This window comes from Rhizobium sp. AAP43 (assembly GCF_001296045.1).
Lineage (GTDB): Bacteria > Pseudomonadota > Alphaproteobacteria > Rhizobiales > Rhizobiaceae > Allorhizobium.
In genome coordinates this window covers 23,901-46,036 of sequence record NZ_LJHS01000026.1, presented here as the reverse complement: position 1 = coordinate 46,036, position 22,136 = coordinate 23,901, and the positions used below count along the sequence as shown (strand labels likewise).

Annotated in this window: 19 protein-coding genes and 1 pseudogene; 13 read left to right on the top strand and 7 right to left on the bottom strand. The window is 53.8% G+C overall.

The window, feature by feature from the left end:
• Positions 1-469: 469 nt before the first annotated feature.
• The 8 genes from IP76_RS14615 to IP76_RS22845 all read left to right on the top strand — a co-directional run bounded on the left by IP76_RS14615 (position 470) and on the right by IP76_RS22845 (position 12,832).
• Entirely contained in the window at positions 470-3,199 is a 2,730-nt protein-coding gene (locus tag IP76_RS14615) for a DNA methyltransferase (RefSeq protein ID WP_054158971.1), read from the top strand.
• The gene (locus IP76_RS14610; protein ID WP_054158970.1) at positions 3,196-3,774 is read left to right on the top strand and encodes a hypothetical protein; all 579 of its coding nucleotides are present in this window, start codon (positions 3,196-3,198) and stop codon (positions 3,772-3,774) included. Before IP76_RS14615 ends, IP76_RS14610 begins: the two co-directional genes overlap by 4 nt.
• On the top strand, positions 3,771-4,640 hold the full coding sequence (locus tag IP76_RS14605; protein WP_054158969.1) for a hypothetical protein: 870 nt from the start codon (positions 3,771-3,773) through the stop codon (positions 4,638-4,640). Before IP76_RS14610 ends, IP76_RS14605 begins: the two co-directional genes overlap by 4 nt.
• The gene (locus IP76_RS14600) at positions 4,630-6,681 is read left to right on the top strand and encodes a DEAD/DEAH box helicase (protein WP_054158968.1); all 2,052 of its coding nucleotides are present in this window, start codon (positions 4,630-4,632) and stop codon (positions 6,679-6,681) included. Before IP76_RS14605 ends, IP76_RS14600 begins: the two co-directional genes overlap by 11 nt.
• Positions 6,674-7,891, top strand: a complete 1,218-nt coding sequence (locus IP76_RS14595) for a GIY-YIG nuclease family protein (protein ID WP_054158967.1) — start codon at positions 6,674-6,676, stop codon at positions 7,889-7,891. Before IP76_RS14600 ends, IP76_RS14595 begins: the two co-directional genes overlap by 8 nt.
• A gap of 70 nt (positions 7,892-7,961) precedes the next feature.
• On the top strand, positions 7,962-9,317 hold the full coding sequence (locus IP76_RS14590) for a hypothetical protein (protein WP_156318589.1): 1,356 nt from the start codon (positions 7,962-7,964) through the stop codon (positions 9,315-9,317).
• Positions 9,318-9,841: 524 nt separating this feature from the next.
• Positions 9,842-12,385: a TIR domain-containing protein gene (locus IP76_RS14585; protein ID WP_054158965.1), complete on the top strand. Its 2,544-nt coding sequence runs from the start codon at positions 9,842-9,844 to the stop codon at positions 12,383-12,385.
• A 267-nt stretch (positions 12,386-12,652) separates the two neighbouring features.
• Positions 12,653-12,832, top strand: a complete 180-nt coding sequence (locus tag IP76_RS22845) for a transposase (RefSeq protein WP_082352550.1) — start codon at positions 12,653-12,655, stop codon at positions 12,830-12,832.
• 76 nt (positions 12,833-12,908) lie between these two features.
• On the opposite strand, the gene IP76_RS14580 is transcribed toward IP76_RS22845, so the two are convergent.
• Together IP76_RS14580 and IP76_RS14575 are read right to left on the bottom strand one after the other, a co-directional pair.
• On the bottom strand, positions 12,909-13,358 hold the full coding sequence (locus tag IP76_RS14580; RefSeq protein WP_054158964.1) for a hypothetical protein: 450 nt from the start codon (positions 13,356-13,358) through the stop codon (positions 12,909-12,911).
• A gap of 86 nt (positions 13,359-13,444) precedes the next feature.
• A complete protein-coding gene (locus tag IP76_RS14575) occupies positions 13,445-14,443 on the bottom strand; it encodes a hypothetical protein (RefSeq protein ID WP_054158963.1) in 999 nt (332 codons plus the stop codon).
• 141 nt (positions 14,444-14,584) lie between these two features.
• Between IP76_RS14575 and IP76_RS14570 the strand changes: the two genes are divergently transcribed.
• Positions 14,585-15,754: a Shedu immune nuclease family protein gene (locus IP76_RS14570; RefSeq protein WP_054158962.1), complete on the top strand. Its 1,170-nt coding sequence runs from the start codon at positions 14,585-14,587 to the stop codon at positions 15,752-15,754.
• 37 nt (positions 15,755-15,791) lie between these two features.
• Here the strand turns inward: IP76_RS14570 and IP76_RS14565 are convergent, their stop codons facing one another.
• The 4 genes and pseudogenes from IP76_RS14565 to IP76_RS23505 form a co-directional block, all read right to left on the bottom strand.
• Positions 15,792-16,313 (bottom strand): hypothetical protein, encoded by a 522-nt coding sequence (locus tag IP76_RS14565; protein ID WP_054158961.1) that lies wholly within the window; start codon positions 16,311-16,313, stop codon positions 15,792-15,794.
• A gap of 31 nt (positions 16,314-16,344) precedes the next feature.
• Positions 16,345-16,821 (bottom strand): hypothetical protein, encoded by a 477-nt coding sequence (locus IP76_RS14560; protein WP_054158960.1) that lies wholly within the window; start codon positions 16,819-16,821, stop codon positions 16,345-16,347.
• Positions 16,822-16,823: 2 nt separating this feature from the next.
• Positions 16,824-17,300, bottom strand: a complete 477-nt coding sequence (locus IP76_RS23510) for a GIY-YIG nuclease family protein (RefSeq protein WP_245281474.1) — start codon at positions 17,298-17,300, stop codon at positions 16,824-16,826.
• A gap of 368 nt (positions 17,301-17,668) precedes the next feature.
• A pseudogene (locus IP76_RS23505) lies at positions 17,669-17,839 on the bottom strand (ATP-dependent DNA ligase); the annotation flags it as partial.
• 363 nt (positions 17,840-18,202) lie between these two features.
• Between IP76_RS23505 and IP76_RS14550 the strand changes: the two are divergent.
• From IP76_RS14550 to IP76_RS23640, 3 genes are all read left to right on the top strand, one after another.
• Positions 18,203-19,477, top strand: a complete 1,275-nt coding sequence (locus tag IP76_RS14550; protein WP_156318588.1) for a hypothetical protein — start codon at positions 18,203-18,205, stop codon at positions 19,475-19,477.
• 79 nt (positions 19,478-19,556) lie between these two features.
• The gene (locus IP76_RS14545; RefSeq protein ID WP_054158957.1) at positions 19,557-19,985 is read left to right on the top strand and encodes a hypothetical protein; all 429 of its coding nucleotides are present in this window, start codon (positions 19,557-19,559) and stop codon (positions 19,983-19,985) included.
• 125 nt (positions 19,986-20,110) lie between these two features.
• Positions 20,111-20,233, top strand: a complete 123-nt coding sequence (locus IP76_RS23640) for a hypothetical protein (RefSeq protein ID WP_306765488.1) — start codon at positions 20,111-20,113, stop codon at positions 20,231-20,233.
• A gap of 155 nt (positions 20,234-20,388) precedes the next feature.
• On the opposite strand, the gene IP76_RS14540 is transcribed toward IP76_RS23640, so the two are convergent.
• Entirely contained in the window at positions 20,389-20,664 is a 276-nt protein-coding gene (locus IP76_RS14540; RefSeq protein WP_156318587.1) for a hypothetical protein, read from the bottom strand.
• Between the two features lie 1,082 nt (positions 20,665-21,746).
• Here IP76_RS14540 and IP76_RS14535 point away from each other — a divergent pair.
• Complete coding sequence (locus tag IP76_RS14535; RefSeq protein ID WP_054158955.1) at positions 21,747-22,133, top strand: hypothetical protein; 387 nt, start codon at positions 21,747-21,749, stop codon at positions 22,131-22,133.
• Positions 22,134-22,136 lie beyond the last annotated feature (3 nt).

Genomic DNA, 22,136 nt, shown 5'->3' with positions numbered 1-22,136 from the left:
CCGATACTGCAAGACGTGTAGTCTCGACCCTCCCGCCTGAGCTTCTAGCAGATTTAACCAGTCGCCAAATCGGTATCGTTTTGGATGCTCTTTTTTCAGCTCATCAACGGGGCCAAGAGTTTGCCTGCCGCGCGATCATTGATGAAGGTGCCGTCTGGGACAGTTGTGCAGGCTCTCTCCGAGAACTAGAGCCAAGGAAAGTCATGTGATAGCCCAGCCTGGGTCCTGACAAATCAGCTGGGAAGTCCGGGGTGACCGCCCTCGGGCTTTCCTTTGCTCTTGGCGGACTTTGGTGCACCATTCAACGCGATGCTCCGTGAAACGAAGTCACTGAAATTCCCAAACGTTCAGCAATTTTTGTGGTCACTCTCGATAGTCGGGTGACACGTTCGGTTATCGCTACTAATCCTTGTCCAAGCCGGTCGTGCACGTGAATGTCGCGGGCTTCAGATGCAGTGGGAGTGAAACCTTGAACGCCGTAGAGATCGAAGAAGCCATATCGGCTCTCGCCGAGCAGCCGTTTGACGCAGACGAATTTCCGTTCGCGTTCCTTCAGGCGTTCGGCGCGAAGGAGACGACGCTTCGACGGCTGCGCAGTGGTGAAACCAACAAGACCGATCTGGGCGGCGTTCTACAGACCAGCAATATCCACATCGCCGTTGCGCCCGAGGGGGCGGTGACTGAAACGCTCGGCAAACTCAAAGCCAGCCCGGCGACAACACGCGCCAAGGCGAAGTTCGTGCTCGCCACTGACGGCAACGAATTCCAGGCGGAAGACCTGAACACGGGCGAGGTCGTTGTTTGCAAGTATCCGGACTTCCCGGATCATTTCGGTGTGTTCCTGCCGCTTGCTGGCATTTCCACCGTTAAGCAAATCCGCGAAAGCGCCTTCGACATCAAGGCGACAGGGCGACTGAACCGACTCTATATCGAGCTTTTGAAAGACAATCCGGAGTGGAGTTCTGCTGCCCGCCGCCATGATATGAACCATTTCATGGCCCGCCTGATCTTCAGCTTCTTTGCCGAAGATACCGATATCTTCCTGAAGGATGATCTTTTCACCGCGACCATCGAGAAGATGAGCGACAAGGACAGCTCGAACACCCATGAGGTGATCAGCGAGATTTTTCGCGCGATGAACATCAAAAGGGAAGATCGCGTTAGCGCAGGCATCGCCCGGTGGGCAAATGACTTTCCCTATGTGAACGGCGGCCTATTCTCCGGCAGCACAGAAGTTCCACGGTTTTCCAAGATCGCCCGCTCCTACCTGCTGCATGTAGGCAAGCTCGATTGGAAAAAGATCAACCCCGACATTTTCGGGTCGATGATCCAGGCGGTGGCCGATGATGAAGAGCGCGGCGCGCTCGGCATGCACTACACCAGCGTGCCGAATATCTTGAAGGTCCTCAATCCGCTGTTTTTGGATGATCTGCGCGAACAGCTTGAAGAAGCGGGAGACAATGCCCGCAAGCTCCTCAACCTGCGTAACCGCATGGCGCGCATTCGCGTTTTTGATCCGGCCTGCGGCTCGGGTAATTTCCTTGTTATCGCCTATAAGGAAATGCGCTCTATAGAAGCAGAGATCAACAAACGGCGCGGTGAATCTGATCTGCGCACTGAAATCCCTCTGACCAATTTTCGGGGGATCGAATTGCGCGACTTCCCAGCGGAGATTGCGCGTTTGGCGCTGATCATCGCTGAATATCAATGTGATGTGCTTTATCGTGGCCAGAAGGAGGCTCTAGCTGATTTTCTGCCGCTCGATGCCATGAACTGGATCACGTGCGGGAATGCTTTGCGCGTCGATTGGTTGAGCATCTGCCCTCCTACTGGGGTGGGGGTGCAACACCACGCCGACGACCTTTTCATGTCGCCCGTCAACCAGGCGCAGATCGACTTCGCGAACGAGGGCGGAGAAACCTATTTGTGCGGTAACCCGCCATACTTAGGTGGAAAGAGCCAATCAGTTGCGCAGAAGGAGGAGTTGGCGAGTGCATTTGGAAGTAATGTAAAGATCGGCGAACTAGACTACGTTTCAGGATGGCTCCTAAAAGGGTCAGAATACATATGTAAGTGCGATGGTTCTGCAGCGTTCGTTGTAACGAATTCCGTCAATCAAGGCGCTCAAGTTCATCAACTATGGCCCAAAATATTTGAACTCGGAGTTGAGTTGTCCTTCGCGCACAAGGATTTTAGATGGAACAATAATGCTTCAAACAATGCTGCGGTAATTTGCTCTATTGTTGGCCTTTCTAAACGTTCTAAAAGGCCGAAAAAAATTTATTTCGATGGGCTGGCCCGCGTGGTTGCTTCAATTGGACCATACCTTGTTCCCGACAACGATACGATTGTTAATCAGTCCTTGTCGCCAATTTCTGATCTTAAGCCAATCATTACGGGAAACAGCCCTTACGACGGCGGCAATCTGCTGCTCTCCTCTGAGGAGGCGTATGGATTGACGGAGGCTTATCCGCACGCATCACGCCTCATCAAAAAGCTTTATGGGTCAAGGGACTTCCTGAGTGGCGAACAACGTTATTGTCTCTGGATCAAAGATTCTGAGCTATCGATGGCCATGAACATCCCTGTTGTCCGAGAGCGGATCGAAAGAGTTCGGCAATTTCGGCAAAGTGGTGGTCAAGTTGCAAAGGGCTTGGCTTCTAGACCGCACCAGTTCCGCTACACTCACGAAGCAAAATCACACTTGATTATTTTACCACGCGTTTCATCAGAACGCCGACAATATATACCTTTCGGATTTCTACAGAAAGGCTGCATTGTCTCTGACTCAGCTCAGGCGATTTATGATGCCGAGCTTTGGCATCTATCTTTAGTTCTGAGTCTTCTGCACATGGCATGGGTAAGAACGATGGCAGGTCGATTGAAGACGGATATTAGGTATTCCTCAGCGCTATGCTATAATACGTTTCCGGTTCCAACCCTTACTGAGAAGAATAAATCTGATTTGACCCGATGTGCCGAGGACATCCTTCTTACTCGTGAGGAGCATTTCCCCGCAACTATCGCTGATCTTTACGATCCCGAAAAAATGCCCGACGGCTTGCGCGCCGCCCATGATCGCAACGACGAGATTTTGGAACGCATCTACATTGGTCGCAGATTTCGGAATGATACTGAACGCCTCGAAAAGCTCTTCGAGCTTTATACGAAAATGACCAAAACGAACGGGGCGGCATGATTGAAGCTTTCATAGGATTGGCTGGCGTTGTCGTCGGAAGCGCTATCACGATTTCCAAAGAGGTATGGACGTCCTGGCTTGCTCGTCGCCAAGATGGCTCCTACGCCGCCATTCGGCTGATCTGCATATTGGAACAGTATGCCGATAAGTGCGTCGACGTGGTTTATGATGACGGAACTTCAAACGGACGTCCGGCGAGACGCACTGAGAGCGGAGAAGAGTATTGCGAGGCGCAGGTTTCCACGCCCGATCCGCTTGATTTTCCCGAGGACATTGACTGGCGGAGCATGCCGGAGTCTCTGATGCATCGAATTCTTGCCTTGCCAAACAAGGCAAGAAGCACCGACAGACATGTTTCAGCCTCAAGCGAACACGCTTTCCCGCCTGACTACGAGGAGTTCTTCGGGCCGCGCCAGAAGGGATATGCTCAGCTTGGCTTAGATGCATTGCAAATCGCAGATGATCTGCGCCAACATTTCCGGATATCCGTGAGAAGCCGCGCCGAACTCAACACTGATTGGGACCCGAAGGCGTTCCTGCGTGAAAAAGCTTCAGCGACCCTGGAGGCCGCATGAGCAATGAGTTTCACAGTTTCACACTCGGCGCTGCCGCCGAAGTTGTCGGTGCTTTCGTAACGAAGCATAACGACATTGATCGCCTAATCTTTTCATGGGGATTAGATGGAGACACTGCGACCGGCTATGTCGCCGATAAAATTCTATTAGTTGCAAAACTATGTGCAGCCGAAAATCCTGTTGTTCGTACTGAAAATGGTGAGGTGCCACTTGAACGCGCTTTCATCGAGTTGGCGTTAAGCGCTCCGCCAATAACAAAGGAAAAGGCGTGCTGGAAGAAACTGGTTGCGGGTTTACGTTTTGACGGATTCGAAGTTGATGAAGAGGTGGACACGGAAGAGGCGACGCGCCCATGGATGCGCCAATCAGTCTCCTCCAAGCCCGTATTGAGAAGAATGCTTCCTGAAGACATGCCAGGTCTCGACTTCAGAGAGGCGGAAAATGAGCTTGAGGCCCTTTTACGCAAATATGGGATGTCGACCGCACGGCAACATTTGCAAAACGCAATAAACATTTTTTCTCAGAGCAAGTGGACGCCTGCTAACGCAGAGATCAGGAACTTCTTTGAAGAATGCCTGCTCCAGATAGCAGTGACTTTTGGCTACGACGGGGAAGTTGGAGCCTCTAGCCGGACCTTTCTTGGGAGGCTTACTCCGCCATTTCTGCTCTATGATTATCGAGAGTGGGGAGAGGGCAGGGATCGAGATTATTTCGTTCCCGCATTGATGAACAGGTTGTCGATGCAGGGGAGCCATCCTGGACTGTCGGAAGAAGATGACTGCGCCTTTCGACTTCAAGTTGCGCTTGTTACGGCACGGTTATTTTTAAGGAGATTTGATAGAAGGATCAGCAAAGATGGCAAATGATGACACGAAACACGTCCCATCCGTTTCCGTCACCTACGCGCAGAATGGTAATTCAACCAAGCCGAACGAGCGTGGCATGCGGCCCATGCAGGAGGCGGTGTACGAGAAGCGGGGCGAGCAATATTTGCTGATCAAATCGCCTCCCGCATCAGGCAAGAGCCGGGCGCTGATGTTCGTCGCGCTGGACAAGCTCAACAATCAGGGCTGCAAGCAGGCGATTGTCGTTGTGCCGGAAAAATCCATCGGTTCCAGCTTCGCCGACGAGGCGCTGTCGAAGCATGGTTTCTATTGGGATTGGCATGTTTCCCCGAAATGGAACCTTTGCAATGCGCCCGGCGCAGACGGCGGCAAGGTCAATTCGGTCAAAGCCTTTCTGGAGAGTGACGACAAGGTTCTGGTCTGCACCCATGCCACCTTTCGCTTCGCCGTCGATAAATTCGGCATCGAGGTTTTCGATGACAGGCTGATCGCGGTAGATGAGTTTCACCACGTTTCCGCCAATCCTGACAACAAGCTTGGTTCGCATCTTGGCCAGCTCATCGGGCGCGGCAAGACGCATATCGTTGCCATGACCGGCTCTTATTTCCGGGGCGACGCCGAGCCCGTGCTGATGCCCGAGGACGAAACCAAGTTCGAGCCTGTTACCTACACTTACTATCAGCAGCTCAACGGCTACAAATATCTGAAGTCACTCGACATCGGCTACTTCTTCTACGCTGGAGCCTATTCGGACGACATTTTGAAAGTGCTCGATCCGGATGAAAAAACCATCATTCATATCCCGTCTGTCAATTCACGCGAGAGCACCAAGGACAAGATCAGGGAAGTCGAGCATATCATTGAAGAGCTGGGTAGCTGGCAGGGCTCCGATCCAGCAACCGGCTTTCAACTGGTGTCGCGGCCTGATGGCCGCATCCTGAAAATCGCCGATCTGGTTGATCCCGATCATCAGGCGACAATCCAGGCCAGCCTCCGTTCGCCCGAAATGAAAACCAACCGCGATTATGTGGACATCATCATCGCCCTTGGGATGGCCAAAGAGGGCTTTGACTGGATTTGGTGTGAGCACGCTCTGACAGTTGGCTATCGCTCCAGCCTGACGGAGGTAGTTCAGATTATTGGCCGCGCGACACGTGATGCCCCAGCCAAAACCCGCGCGCGTTTCACCAATCTCATAGCCGAACCGGATGCTTCCGAGCAGGCCGTGACGGAAGCCATCAACGATACGCTAAAAGCTATTGCAGCCAGCCTCCTCATGGAGCAGGTGCTCGCTCCCCGTTTCAATTTCACGCCGAAGCGCCCGGAAAGTGAGCCGACGCCCGGCTTTGATTATGGCGAGGGCGGTTATGATCCGAACAAATGCAATGTCGGTTTCAATGAACAAAGCGGTAAGTTCCAGATCGAGATCAAGGGCCTTGCTGAGCCGAAAAGCAAAGAGGCGCAGCGCATTTGCCAGGAAGACCTGAACGAGGTCATCACGGCTTTCGTTCAGGACAAGAGGTCAATTGAACGGGGCCTGTTCGATGAAGAACTGGTGCCGGAAGAGCTGACCCAGGTGCGCCTTGGCAAGATCATCAGAGATAAATATCCGGAACTGGACGATGAGGATCAGGAGGCCGTGCGCCAGCATGCCATTGCAGCACTGAACCTGACCCAGCAGGCGAAAGCGGCGCTGAACCCAGATGGGGAAGCTCCGAAGTCCGGCAATACAGCCTTGCTTGACGGCATACGGAAGATTGCCATGGATGTGCGAGAACTTGATATTGACCTGATCGACCGCATCAATCCCTTCGGTGAAGCATACGCCATACTCGCCAAGACGATGAACGAGGAGAGCCTCAAGCAAGTCGCTGCCGTCATTTCCGGGAAGAATGTCAAATTGACACCAGAGGAGGCTCGCGATCTTGCGCGCCGGGCCGTCAAATTCAAGCAGGAACGCGGGCGTTTGCCGTCTATCACCGCCGCCGATGCGTGGGAACGAAAGATGGCGGAAGGCATAGCATTTTTGGCACGCATGAAGGCGGAAGCCGCAAATGGCTGATTTCACCGATGAAGATGATGCTCTGCTTGCTGAGTTAGGGGTTGAGGTCGAAACCAAGAAGGCTGGTAGCCGCACGCCGCGTGAAGAGCGGATTATCGCAGGCTTTGAGGAAATTCAGCGCTTTGTCGAAGAACATGGCCGCGCACCACGCCACGGCGAAGACCGCGACATTTTCGAGCGGCTTTATGCTGTCCGGCTGGATCGTATCCGTTCTCTGGAAGAATGCCGCGAGCTGGTCGAACCTCTTGATCATCAAGGCTTGCTTGGCGATGAGAATGCTGCCGCTCAGCCCGATATCGACGAGATGGACGATGATGCGCTGTTGGCCGAACTCGGTATCGAGGCGGAAGCGCCAGAGATTACGACTCTGAAGCATGTTCGCTCAACGGCAGAAAAACGGGCCGCCGAGGAGATTGCCAACCGTGAACGCTGCGAGGATTTCGAGAAGTTCAAGCCACTGTTCGACCAGGTCCAGGCCGATCTGAAAAGCGGGGTGCGCACGACACGGAAATTCGTCAAGGACGCAGGTTTCCTGAAAGCCGAAATCACGGCAGGCCAGTTTTTCATTCTGGGCGGGCAGATTGCCTATGTCGCGGAAATGGGCGAATCAATTAAGGCACCCAATGGTGAGACAGACGCCCGGTTGCGGGTGATCTATTCCAACGGGACGGAAAGCAATCTGCTGCTGCGGTCACTTCAGCGCGCCCTCTACAAGGACGAAGCGGGTCGCCGTGTCACAGAGCCGAGCGCCGGGCCGCTATTTGCCGAGCAAACCGATGAGGATGATACCGCCAGCGGAACGATCTATGTTCTGCGCAGCAAATCGAACCATCCTCTCGTGGCCGAGAACCGCGACATTGTGCACAAAATCGGAGTGACCAGCGGCAGCGTCGAAAAGCGCATTGCCAATGCTAGGGTTGATGCCACTTTCCTCCTGGCGGACGTCGAGATCGTCGCGACATACGAGCTTTTCAACATCAACCGGACCAAACTCGAAAACCTCATCCACCGAGTCTTTGGTGCCGCTCGGCTCGATATGGAGATCAAGGATCGGTTCGGGAAGCCAATCATTCCACGCGAGTGGTTTCTGGTGCCGTTGTTCGCGATTGATGAAGCTGTCGAACGTATTCGGGATGGCTCGATCTCTCGCTATCGCTATCGGCCGGATCAGGCTGCATTGGTCTCCGTCTCCGATAACGATCTCAAATAGATGAAACTGCAAGATGGGCAGAGTGGGCGCTCGGCTCGCGCGTTGTGCGTCAGTTTTAGGGGGTAGTGCCATGAATAGACCGGTTGCTGCAACACTCGCGACCCTGGCAGCACTAGTCTGTTTTCTTGCTGACGGTGCCTATGCGGCGACCATAACGAAGTCCACCAGCAAGGAATGCCTTATCAGTCTTGATGGAGAGATTGTTGTCGGTGACCTAAAACGGCTGGAGGATGTGGCCGCCACTCATTTGACGGGCGGGGACGGTGAAAGCACTGCCAAGGACACGATGTGCCTCAATAGCCCTGGTGGGAACCTGGCAGAAGGCACAGCGTTGGCAGAGTTCATCTTTGAAAAGGGGATCGGAACGGTCATCGAGGATGACGCTGAATGCTATTCGATCTGCGCCATCATGTTCATGATGGGGATGGCGACCGGTCCCGAAGTAAAGTTCATCAACAGAAAGCTGCACGTGAACGGCGTGCTCGGCTTTCACCGGCCCTACCTTGCGATCAACTCCGACGAGATGGTCAGTGTGCGAGCTTTTGCGGTAGTCCACGACCTCGCAATTGAGAACGTGATCAAGATAATGATCCTGGCAAACAACTTGTCCCCATGGAGCAACAGCTCGATGATGCGGGCGGACCTCATCCAGGCAATGCTCACTCATGTGGGAAACGATTTCTTCGTCATCGACACGATAGAGAAGGCAGGCCGCTTCGAAGTTGAATTGATGGGGCTGCCGGACAATAAGGGGCTCACTGCGGAACAAGCATACTACGCCTGTGAGAACGCGTTTCACTGGCAGGTCGGCCTTCAGGAAGAGCCCGCCGACTACGACAGATACCAAGAGAGTATGTCAAAATACAACGGAGGTGCTCGGGTCAGTCGCTTGGTCGAGGATGCGGATGGTCTGAAGCTGTATATGGTTGAAAGCGCTGATGCGGGCTATTCGGAGGCGAATTGCTTGATCGGCCTGAAGGGGGAGGCAATCCTCGGATGCGGCATCAACGAGGCCTACAACGTTCAGATTGGCCAAGGGAGATGCACGGTGGACGACTTCGAAGAACGCAGCGTCTATCTCACCAAGATGGCAATGTTCAAGCCAACGACACGCTTGAAGGATGTCGGCATGGTAAAGCCGACAACGACGGTCGGACCAGACATCTCAACCGTCACGTGCTCGATAATCCAGGCGAACGGAAAGAAGGAAGTGGAGCCTTGTCAGCGGTCTGCCTTTAAAGGCGATCCGGCGCTCGGGACGTCGGATCGCATTGAGTTCGTCTGGCCCACTGGAAACAAGACCGTCCTTACTCGTGGAGCCAGTGGAATCCTCATCAATGGCAAACCTGCCGGAGCGGCTAGCGGTAACGAAGGCGAGAGGTGCCTGATGAACCTGAGCAGCGGCAACAAGTTTTGCTTCAGGTAACAAGTGCATACAGATGGTGCGGTCTGCTTGTCGCACCTATCAAGTATGGCGTCGAAAGTATGGAAATCCGTGCAAACCGAAAGCCATAAGAAGCTAAAAGGCTTTCGCTTCCAACGCCTCATATGCGTTTTTCCAGGCTCTGATGTCCAATAAGATTCATTATTGGACCCTAGGCAACCGATCTTTGGAGGTCACTCATACTGCTGGCCTCCACGCTGTTGAGGAAACTTCGCGTCTACAAGAGCCGTACGAAATCCGTGGACGACGAGGGAATCCGACGAATGGTTTCGACAGGTGTCAGCAAGGCCGAGGTTGCTCGCCATTTCAAGGTAACCCGTATGGCCGGTGATGCCGGTTACCGCGCCTTGTCATAACGCGCCTTTCGTCGAGATGGCCGAGGTGCAAGTCGAGCTTATTTCAGCTGAGTTGAACTCGACACAAATTCGGCTATCAGTAATTCAGTTGAATCATGAATTTGTCCTTCGCTGATACATTCAGCGCTGACCTCCGGGAACGAGATAGGCATGTATCCCATATTTCTTTCGGTAAGCTCTTCGGACGAGAGGTTTGCGCGAGCGGTTTGGAATGATCTACCGTCTGATTGGGCCTATCTCTATTCGGCGTCCGGTGTAGAAGGTGCCGAAATGTGGGACGAGATTTCGCGGCAGGAGCTGCCAGCCGCAAAGTATCTCATAATATTTTGGTCAAAGGACTACGTCAAAGCCCAGGGTTGCATTCGTGAGCTGAGGCAAGCTGCTGAACTTCTTGCCGGTGGAACGCTTGAAACGCTCATATTGCGTCTTGATGATTTCCCAATTGTCTGGACCGATGTTCTGACCGATGATTTGAAGCCGATATTTTCTGACCTCTCCAGATTTCTTGCTGTTAGAACATCGCGAGAAAACATTCCTGTAACCGATGCAATCCATCTGGTTCAGCGTTTCATTGAACCCGCTATGAATTCCGCTCATCCCATGTTTCCCCGCGATGACGTCTTGGAGCCCCTGCGTGCAGCAGCAAAAAAAGAGCGGTTCAAATATTTCCCTGCGATGTGGATTTCAGGTTTCCCTGGAGTAGGCCGGACAACCCTTGTAGATCAGCTCAACAAGTCGTTGACTCCCAACGGTCGGCCCGTGAACATCGATATAAATGCCGCCTCCCTTCCACAACAAATCTGCTTAAAACTTGAGAGTATCGGACTAGGGGCAGACATTACTCGACTGGAAGAAGTTAGAGGCTCTGAAGAGGCTTTAACTCCGCCAGGGGTGGCCGCTAGGATCGACAAAATATTTCAGTCTGGGAACTATGTAGTCCTCAGACACGACAATATCCTGCAAAATAATGTGGATTTGCCAGAGTGGTTTGATGACGTAATTTTGGCGCTGGAGGCCAGCGCTAGACCGAAGCTGTTTGTTATCTCACAAATTCCGCTTTCCATTGAGCGCAGGAAAAAGTGCTTAGGACAGCTTGCTGAGCAGCGTGTTCCGGGTTTTTCGAATTATGAAGTCACCTCCTACACTGAGACATTGCTGGCACATTTCGATGCGCAACCCGAGAGATGGACTCCTAAAGCGGTAGATGATCTTATCGAAGCAGCGCAAGGAAACATTGGGCTACTTGTGACGCTTGCACAGGCCGCTAGCTCAGTGATTGATCTCGGCGAAGTAGATGAGCTTGTCGCTCACGCGAAAAGTAAGGCACTTCAATCGATTGCGTATTATGTGGATTGGGCTTTTGCTAGCCTACAAAGCGACATACATTGCCAGCGATTGCTCCTCTTTCTCAACGACGTCAGTCCTTGTGATCAACGTGACCTCACAAGCCTTTTTGCAGACGCCGGTGTATCGATTCTGCATATCATCTCGAAATGTATGAAGCTTGGCTTCGTTGAGAGGGACAATACAGGCCTTTACAGACTTACGCCGTTTTTATCAGGGCGGTTGGCTCGACATCTAGTGCGATCTGACTTGGTTGAATGGCGACGCTCCGTAATCGAGAAGTTTGCAAAATCTCCTATTGAGCTGGACACTCCGGAGAACGATTACATCAGGATCGAGGCGCGTATCCAAGCGTCTCTGTGGAGTGGTAAAGACGAGTTGCCAGCTCTTGTAGAAAAATTCATTTCGGCGTCTCACTGGTTTCAGGCAGGTGTCAGGCTTTACCATGCCCGACAACATGCCGCTGCGCATCGTTTGCTGAAAAAAGCATACGCGATGAGGGACACTTTCTCCCGAGAATCGAGAGTTGAGCTTCTTCGCTATTTCGGTCTGGCTGCAATTCGGACTGGAAATGCTGCAGATGTTAAAACTTGCATTACCCTGCTCAACGGTGACCGGAATAGCCGCGAAATTGCACCTTACTTGGAGGCATTCAGTTTCGAAAATGATCGTAAATACCTTGAGGCAAAAGGAAAATACGAAGAAGCCCTTCGCCTGAACGAAGGCAAAGGCAATAGGCTGGAGAGGATTTACCGACCTTTAATCAAGTGCATACTGCTCACGAAGCATCCCGATTTTCACTTGGCTAGAGACTACGCCATCGCATGGGGTAAGGTAAAACAAACAGTATTCACGAAGCACTCTCTTTGCCGCGTATATTTGCTTTGGCTGCATCAAGGCCATTCTTCGACGAGAGGAGTTCCTCACGATCTAAGGAAGCAATATGACGATGCGTTACTCGATCTGTTTGAGCACCCTGGTGGAATGGGGGCTTATCATGAGGTTTTGGCCGAGGCGGACGAACTTGATGGAAAGCTCAGTGAAGCCGTTCAGCAGCTTGAAACAGCAATTGGTTTCGATGATCGTTTTGAAGTTAGGTTAAAGCGTTGGCAGATCATGTCTAAGGACAAGGACATGGCAGGAAGAGCGTTGGTTGAACTTGAAGCCCTAAAAGGTGATCCAAGTAAAGCCACGCTTCGAGAAACACATCTGAAGAGCTTGGTTGAGATTTTTGTGACTGCTATGGGCAATGATCATTATAGCCCGCAGCGTCTGAATAAATTCGCGTCACCCCTCCCAGGTCGAGAAATTGCTGCAATCGTCAGCCGCTTAAAGCGTAAGCACACGTGATGAGACGGTCGAAACTGCCATGTGCCACAGGAGTTCTAGAAGATTGAAGCCGTGACAGCCGCTGTTGCGGCTGATGATTTATTTGTTCGCCTACAACAGTGTCGCTGGCCCGCGCGCTTTTCTACTTTGGGTCGGCATCGCAGGGATTTTCGGATCATTGCTATCTGCAGCGCTGGCTACGGTGTAACCGGTGGTCTGCCCCCACATTGCTCGCTATCGCCTGATCTGTGATCGACATTCCATGGATGAGCGACAAGGAGCTTCTCGATGGAGTCTACGTTGGAGGTTCTCACAACGCGACGGAGCAGGCGTGTGGCGCATCGCCAATGGCCTGATGAGGTGAAGGCACGGATCGTTTCGGAGAGCTTGCGACCAGGCGCGACGGTGAATGAAGTAGCGGAGCGCTACGGGCTGAAGGCCAACCACCTGTCATCAAAGTCTTCGTAACACGGGTTCTGGCACGGGAAATCATTCTCCTCGCATCTCATCATCATAAGGCACACCTATTCCATGCAGTAGGGTTTCAAGCAGGTGCAGCCAAGTCTGCCTCAGCCACCACACCGAACCGATGCCAAGCCTCACGGAACTCGGGGCGATCATAAGCCGTCGGCTGCAGCCACATCGACACTTTGCCATTGATAGTCTTCGCAGGGTCACTGCGATGGCACAGGGCTTTGACTTCTTCGAGCGTCATGATGTAGCAGACTGGCGCATCGGTTTTCGCTTTGATGGTAATGATCCACCAATCAGACCTAAGATTGTCCAGACTACCACCGAGGCCAACCGGGTCTCTCTTGGCCAGCCCTTTGCTCTGGACCCCGAAGAAAACAGTCTCTGCATCGTTCGCGCAATACAGATCACTGCCCTTCGAATTGCGGGCCGTCATCAGGACGTTCCACCCGCGCCTCGACAACTGCCAAGCCGCGTAATGCAATGCTGCGTTGCCGGTCACCTGGGAACTTTTCACATCCATTAGAACGTGCTCCTGCTCGGCTTATAAGCGGCATCCGTTGCTCCTTCCGCCGCAACAACCTACAGAGTTCTGAATGCCGGTAAGCATCAGGTTCGTAGAAGTCGGACTATTTCGCCCAGTAAGACATCAAGGCTCTGCCGGAAGTCCACCTGGGTCGGCGTTGGGAGTATCTCTCTTCGACGGATGTGCGTGTGAAGCGCACCGTCAGCGATGTGACGGAGCCCTGTGTGAAGATGCTGGAACGATCCTCCGATAGATCGAGAAGACGCTTGACTTGCTACCTGTGAAAAGTTGGCCTGCCCGAAAATGGGCGGAACGTGATCCACAATCGCCCTTGAAAGCATGCCAACCGATATCAGATTACCGGCTTCCCAAGCGCTGTTGATCTCGCCGCACATTCTGATTAGACGTCTGAGGTCGAATTCCCCATCTGGAATTGCTCGTAACTCTGCCATCCGCTCGCTGTCCACGAACTCCCTCCGTTCCTGACGTTGCGCTGGGAGTGGTTCGGTCACGGATAGCCGGTCCCAGCCCGCTTTGGTCAAGCGATAGCAATCATCGGGCACGAACTGTATCAGACCAGACTGTGCTGCTTCGTCTATCAGGTCACCCGCACTATCTTCAGAGGCAGCACCCATGAGGGAGCTAACATCGAAAGCTGAAAACTCCAGGGCTGCGAGATGGTCTTCACCGGCTTGCTCTGCCATCCAGCGCAGAAGGTTGTCGATCTGCTGGTTTAGCGACGGCAGCTTTTGCGCCACCATTTCATCAATCAGAGCAGAGTCGATCTCCAGCCATGCTTCCTCGGTCGAGTGCGTGCGAATATAATGACTTACCTTTGCAACAATAAGCTCGATGACTGCCCCGTTTGGCTGGGTGCGGCCTTTCAGGAGGGCGACAGCTGTGCCCGTTATAAGATAAGGCCCGCAGCGGCCGCAGCGATATTGCCGGATATCGCCGTTACTGCCGATCTCGGCAGCGCCGCCGCATACAACGCAGGACCTCATCATTTTTACCTCGATTTGCTCGGAAGCATTGATGCAGAAGCTTTTCGTTCTCGCAATCGGCAGGAAGCCGCTTCCCACAGGCGTTTGAACGGTTCGGGTAGCCAGGCTTCGGGAAGCGCATCCGGGACACAGTTGGCAACGGATGGATAAATAGCCAACTGCCGCTATAAATCTCGAAAATCTGCTAGAAATTGCTCGTGTGAAACGTGAGCGCCGTTCATGAGCAGCGAAGAAGAGATTTTCCTTAATTCCCGGCCCGACAAGACCTACGCAAGCCCGGCCTTCACTGACTACACGGGTCGGAAGCTTCGCATCGCCAACAAATATATCGATGGCGGTCCCGGCTACCAGTTTGCCAACGTCAAAGAGGAGCTTGTTCTTCGACAAACCGATGCTGGGCGCTTCCAAATCAAGGCGACCTTTCTGGAGGACGACCGCGCTTTCCAGACGGTGACTATCCAAAAGTTCACATCGAAGGGCAATGCCAAGGAGTATTTCTCCTTTGGGGTAGACGAGATGAGGGCTCTGCTGAAGTTCATCTCGAACATCCAGAAGATTCATTTTCCGGATGACGGTCGCTTGAACATCCGGGACAGCGACCTCGAAGAACTTCTCCTAGAGCCGGACCAGCTTCGTCGGGTCGCAGCCGACAACCAACAGCTTCTGGCCGCTATTGCCCGGAATGAGATAACGACTGAGGACGTCGTGGCCCTCTCATACCGGAAAAAGCAGCTTTCGATTTTTGAGCGATTGCTTACCGATGCGGACTATTTTGACGAGTGTGTCGCCCATCATGGAAGGGGGCCAGAAGGGCTGTGGCAGCGCTTCATGGAGAAGAACCATTGGATTTTGGGCTACTCCCTGAGCCTGATCAATTTTGGCCCTCTGGACGAGCGGAAATTAGAACAGACGGTCCGTGGCCATGACATCGACGGTCCGGGCAAACGCGTGGACGCGCTCCTTCGATCACGGGCCGCGCTCACTACCTCGGCTTTCGTTGAACTGAAACATCATCGCACCGACTTGGTCGCTCCAGATCAGTACCGGTCGGGTATCTGGGCTCCCTCAAAGGAGCTTTCGGGTGCAGTTGCGCAGGTCCAAGGAACAGTCGCCGCCGCCATGGACCGTTGGGGCGCGGCAGTCCGCCTGACCGATGGCGATGGCGAACCGACCGGGGAAACGATCTACACTACGGAGCCGCGTTCCTTTGTCATTTGTGGCCGTCTGAGCGAGTTCGAAGGCGAGAATGGGGTGAATGAGCGGAAGTTTGCCAGCTTCGAACGTTTCAGGCGGAATTTGCTCCGGCCTGAAATTATAACATTCGATGAGCTGTACGAGCGGGCACGTCTCATCGTCGCTGCGAACGATTCATCGGAAAAGAGGGTCTAAGTACGCTCGCGCCTACCGAGCGGCGTTATCGTAGGCCTCATCGTGGAAGGATTTCGGCTATCTGCTCAGCCTGAAGACCGGGCTTACTGTGCAACCAGATTTCGATGCGCCCTTGAACGGGGCGCTCTGCCGCAAGTTTCTGGACTAAATCCAGGTCAATTTCCTCGCCGTAGAACAGATAGATCGCTCGCTCATAGCCCACCTCGATAAGGAATTGATCCAAGGTCGCCAAATCCTTCCTGATGCCAGAAGAAGACGCTAGTGATGACTTGACCTCTATGATCGCATGATTGTTGTCCATGTTCCCGGGCTCATGGATCAGGAAATCCGGAACAACGGCGCTCCCAATGTTTGCCATTATGATTTCGTGGCCGCGCTTTGGAATTTCACCGGTCAAAAAGACGTTTGTTTCGGGCCATCGGGCGCGCATCTGATGGTACAGCTCGTAGCAATAAACGCGCTCGTATAGCGCTGGCTCACGCCCCGCGACTGGCAGTTGAAAATACTCAGGACCAATCGCTGCTGCGGACGATCTGATTATTTCATCCAGTTGCTCCATGCCTACAATCTCCAATGAAACCCAGGGTCGACTATGGTACTGCCCGCAGCTGCTCGGTAACATCGAGAACATTCGGAACATACCAAATCACATCCTTCAGCATGAATTTGTGGCTGTTCGTGTGGCTTATGTAGACCGATTTCTCCTTCACAACGACGGCCGGGATCAAAGCGGCACGCACGATGTTGTAGTCATCGTCGAAAAGCACAGCAGCGAGGACGTCAAAACCCTCCAGGTCGCGGATGGCGGAAAGCTGCCGGGACTTGTTCCGTTGATGCATCCGCCTTCCCTTGATCTGGTAACGGACGCCACCGGCGTCTACGGCGTCGAGCCCTTTCACCGAGTTCGACGCCTGATCCCAGCCAAAAGCAGTGCAGAAAAGGTACTCAGCGAGATCGCCCGTCGGATTGTTGGCGCTGCGGAGAACATTTCTATTGCGCAACTCCTCCATGATCGATGCGTGCATTTTCAGCAGCTCGGCCGTCGTTTTCTGTTCGAAATCTTCCATCGTCAGTTCCGGTTCAGACCGAATTCGCGGCTCATCAGTTTGTCTTTCCATGTCCCTTCGAGGAATAAAAGGTCGGCAATGGTTGCAGCGTTGCCGACCGTCTCCAGAATAGAGACCTGGTAATCGCTGGGATCGCGGCTTTTGAGAGCCACGTTGCCACCATGGCCGGTCGCGAAATACTCACGCCATCGGCCAAGGAAACCGCCAGCGCCGGAGGCCATTCCGACATATTGCTCACGCGTCCGAGGGCAAGTCAGCAGGTAGATGCCTCGGGTAGAGGTAAGTGCGACCGACCAGCTCGACGGCAGGGTCTCGATCTCGGAAAGTTTCAGGATCAAAGTCGAGAAGCCCGGAAACTCCGGCTCCCCAAAGGTTCGCGTCAGCTCGACGATGGGTTTGCTGACGGTATCTCCGCGCTGAATCCAAGCTCGGAAACCGTCGCCCCACTCGATCCAGAGTCGTCCGGCATACTCTGCCAACTCGGGTCTCTGCTCCAGGCGATAAAAGTTGCAGCTCCCTGCCAACTCAGGCTCACCATGGACCGGATGTGGGCGATCTTGTGGAAGGGGTCCGACCAGCTCAGCAGCATACAATCCGACGAACAAGGTCTGCCTTTCCGGGACCCCCACGAACGAGGCCCATAGGGGTGCCCGGAGTTTAGCAGCGTCACCGTAGCCTTGCGTTGTCTGGTAATCCTCGAAGCGAGGACGATTGTCGCGCCAAAGCGCGTAGGGTGACGGATGACCTGGGTATCGATTATCTTGATGCCGAAGGAGACGAACTGACGCGCGGTCGATCCCAACCAGGTCCAAGAGGTTTCCAAAGGTCAACATGGTCGGACGCAGGCCTATAAATGATCGAGACGAAACACATCCGCATTGTCTTGAATTTCGCGCAACCCCTTGTAGACCGCGTGGCGCAGTTTTCCATCGGAAGTCCACGCCCTATATTCAATCTCGGCAATCAATGTGGGTTGTACCCAGGTCACATCACTCTTCCTGTCGTACGCAACAGGGGGCGAGTTCTCATACCCAGAGTTCCGTAGGCAAAGGCGGTCCAGAACCCTGGGCTGAGTTGCGAAACCGTTCCCCTCCAGCTTCCTCTTTCTTCGACGCGGACCGCGAAACTCCGGTGAGGCACGCCTTTGCGTTTCCGATAGAGTAGCGATCCTTGCGACCGGAGCGGGCGAGCAATGCCGAAATCTGATAGCGGACTGTCCGCCTTGGCGCGCCGTCACGTACCATGGTCTTCACCGAACCCTGAGCGATCTTTCAGATCACGACTAATGACGTTAGGACCTGGGCGGTGTACCAACGCGATCAGCAGCGCGCTTGAGTTGCTTTGAACCCTATGCAACTAATTCCGAGCAATGGGGGATAGGATGAAATACGCGGCAAATCTCGGTTTCGGCATCATCGCCGTTTTTAGCAGTCACGTCGCAACTCAGGCTTTAGAGTTTCACCCTGCACCTCTGGATAACGGCTCCACGGTCATATTAGTGAAGGGTGAATTCCGTTTTGACGATCAAGTTGCCGACCTAGAAAAGGCGGTGCAAGCCGTTGACGCTAAAGTCGTGACATTTGATAGCGGAGGAGGCAACGTCGATGCAGCTCTCAGGCTTGGTCGAGCTATCCGTTCGATGGGGCTGTCCACCGTCCAGTTACGCTCGCTGGAGTGCTCTTCCGCTTGTGCGCTTGCATTCCTCGGTGGTGTTACAAGGTCGGCGGAGCCAGGGTCTATTGGAGTTCACAGGACCTCGTTCGCCGGTGATACAGTAATTGACGGACATGAGGCAGCTGCAGCCGTTCAGGCGCTGACCGCTGAAATCATGACATATATAATCGAAATGGGGGTCGATCCCCGTCTTTTGCAATTGAGCCTTTCCACGGGTAGCGACGACATGCGCTATCTCACCGGCAAGGAAATGCAGGAATACGCAATCGTCAACGATACTGGAACCGGGGTCGTCATCGGCAACATGTCGAAACCTGATGTTACGGTGAAGCCTACTCTGCCGACACCGACATCGGTACCGGTCTCGGAAACTGCCGAACCAAACCCAGTCACGCAAACTACCGAAGATCGAGCCCGCAAGTTCGTTGCTGAGTATCATGCCGCATGGTCGAAACCGAACAGTTTGGCCATCAACTTCATGAGGAGTGCTTACGCCCCGGAGGTGACGTTCTACGGCGCGGACGTGTCACAGGCGGACGTCATGAAGGAAAAGATTGCGTTCGCCGAGCGCTGGCCCGAGCGCGCATACAGCGTTGTGCATGGCTCGGAGAGTGTCACGTGCAATGACAGGTGCGAAGTCGCAGGTACCGTGGAGTGGTTCGCAAGGAGTCTGGCAAGAGGGAAGACGTCGTCTGGCTCCGCCCGATTTGAACTGGAGTGGGACCCAGTAACAGGCCGGATCGTTAAAGAAACCGGGAAGGTAATAGCGACCGATAAGGGTGAGAAGTCCCCCAAAAGACTAATCAGCCAGTGGCGCGATCAGAATGGGGCGTGCCGAGGTGGCTCAGGTGACGAGGACGAAACCTGGCGAGCATGCGACCGTCGAGAGGTGATCGATGCAAAGCTGCGAGCGGTTGCGTGGTGCTACGGACGCGAGGGGGAGTACGGGTACCAAATGAATTGGCATATCTGCGGGCAGTGATCGGTGTGCGCGTGGCGTGGGTTGGCGGTCATGGGATGTTACGCTTATCGGTGTATGGTCTCGATGGAGAGTTGACCACATGAGAGCGACGAGAAACGCGTTTCTCACTTTGTCCGCATTGATCCCGGTCCAAGCCGTTGCTGGGGGCTTCGTGGAAAACTACGCCGCGTGGAGAAAAGCCCCAGCTGACGTTCAGGCCGTCTATCTACAAGGGGTGGTAGATGGCTGGCTCCAAATTGACCAGAAGAGCGATGCAGACAACCTGAAGGCGCGGCGTGCAGGGATACGGTCGTGCTTTGAAAAGCATAGCTTTGACACACCTGTTGCCCTGGAGTTGGTGAATGGCCACTACAAGGCTCATGCGGTCGATTGGAAATATGCCCCCGCTGTCGTCCTCTACTTCGCTGTTAACGGCATGTGTTTGCCGGAGATCAACGAGGAACGGTCCAAGCTGGGCCTACCCGCCCTCGTTCGCATTCCGGCACAGATAAGCAAAGACGGCCCCTGAGCCTGCTACAGATGAACGGTGGCAAGGCAGCAAAGTCGAAAGTAAGGCAATCTGCCGCCGCGTGACGGGAGCCTATGCATGCGCTAAAATTGTCGCTGGGTATCAGCGCGGGGGAGGGCTATGCCATGGGCTTGTCGTTCGCAGATGTGATCACCGGCGTCGTTGCGATCCCTGCGTTTCTGATTGCAGGTCTGACGATCTACTGTCTTGTGATCCTCGTGAAAGAGTTGATCGGTAATCGCCGCTGAAGGCCAGCAGCGCCAGTCGGCTTCATTCCCGTCGACATCATGGGCTGGAACTGCGTCGGGCTGGGCAGTTGGGGCAGGTTCAAGCGGCCAACACGCGCCCGTCTGCTGAATTTCACCTGAGTGCCGCTGCCCGAAGACGGCTCTCCTCCAGAAGCCTACGAGAGACGCCGGTCGCTCGAAGCTCCGAGACTGACCATCCGCCTCAATGTCATCCCGATCTCTGCAAGCGTCCCCAAAGCCAATGCCGCCGCCGCCATGTACATCCCCTTGTCTATCATCGGCCCGGTCCTGATCGGCGGCGGCGTGTCACCGTTTGGCAGAGGTGCTTGTTCGATGATTCCGGAGGCATACCCAAAGCCGCCTATGACGTTCAGAATACCGACAGCGAAGACCAAATACGCGACGATACGTGCAGTGCGCATGAAGAACATCGAGACCCCCATTGATGGCCCACCAGATGCGGGAGGCCTTACAGTTTAAGAACGAGGATCATGGAGGAGCTAACTTGACGCGTCACGTACTGATGTCGCCTCGCGACACTTCATCAACAGGGGACGCGGGAGAGATGGCGCTGCTTTGACGTCTCGCTTGTTCGCGCGGCGAACTAAAGACACCGGAGCGCCACGCTCACTGCCATCGTAATTGGCCACCAGCAAGGGCGGACGGCGGAGCTGGTTTCTAGACGCACGATAGGTAAGAAGCCGAGGCCAAGCCATTGCAAAGTGCTGATCTGCCAAAAGTAACGGGCCAAGAGCCGCAATTGGGAGCATCAGGCGGTGGGGACGTGTTGTGAGTCACCTCGGACCCAGTTCGGGTTTGGCCCGCTTGCATGAGGCTGCCAGTGCAGGACCATAACGAGCGCAACACCTACCGCATATTCAGCGCACGATGGACGAGGATGAGGTCTGGACGCCGATGTTTGCGCGCCATAGTCGACATCTTGTTATAAAAATTAACTATAAAAACAGATGCGCAGAACGAAATTACAGTTGATTAGCCGCGATCTCTAAGGAGTTGCGCGCCTTAATCATCGAAACAGCTTAAGACATTGAAGTATATGGATTAATCTCTGTCAATGAAGGATTCTCAAAGGAATTCTGAGCAAAAAGAGCCCGTGATTTCTCAAGGATTATCCTAGAGCATTGTTTTCACTGGCAAAAGTTCAATTTTCGTTTCTTCCGAGATTTGCCTCCGCAAGGAATTACGCAAGGAAACACGCTCGAAATTTAAATCCATTTTACCGGAGAATTTTTCGGAAAAATCCTTTTTTCGTCAATGTCTTAACGGAAGGGTGCCCTGTTGCAATTCCGGTCCGGTTATACGAAGTTAGGTGGGCAAGAGCGAGGCCGCTGGGACGACCGTCGGCAGAGGCCTCACACTTGACGCGGACAACCTGGTCAACGTCTGCGACCGTGAACGACCAACGACAACTAGGTGGAAATGCAACCTGCCAAAACGGCGGGAGCGCAGAAGCTATGGCTGATGCACACCTGCAACTTTACAGAGGTATGTAATGAGTAACGAAGTGACTGAACTGAAAGCATCGACGATCCCCGAAGCCGAGCTGAACTGGACAAAATTGACTGTTGAGCGAGACGATGAACCCGCTCTTACGTTCACTGGTGTTCAGATCGCATCGGCACGTAGTTTCGGAGATCGCGGCCATCCCGATTTTTCAGGTTCGACCGGACGATGGACCGTCCTCAAGCTGTACCGCACGAAGGGCGGCAAGCTTGTGGGAGCGCGCATCGAACGTACCCAATGGCAGGGTGAGCAGGACCAGTATGAAGCTATCGTATGTGAGACTGAGCTGGAGATAGTCGAATTCTTCGGCCACGGTCCGCTGGCGAAGGAACTCTACTCGGAAGCCGAAATCAATACGGCGGTTGACGTGGCCTAAGCC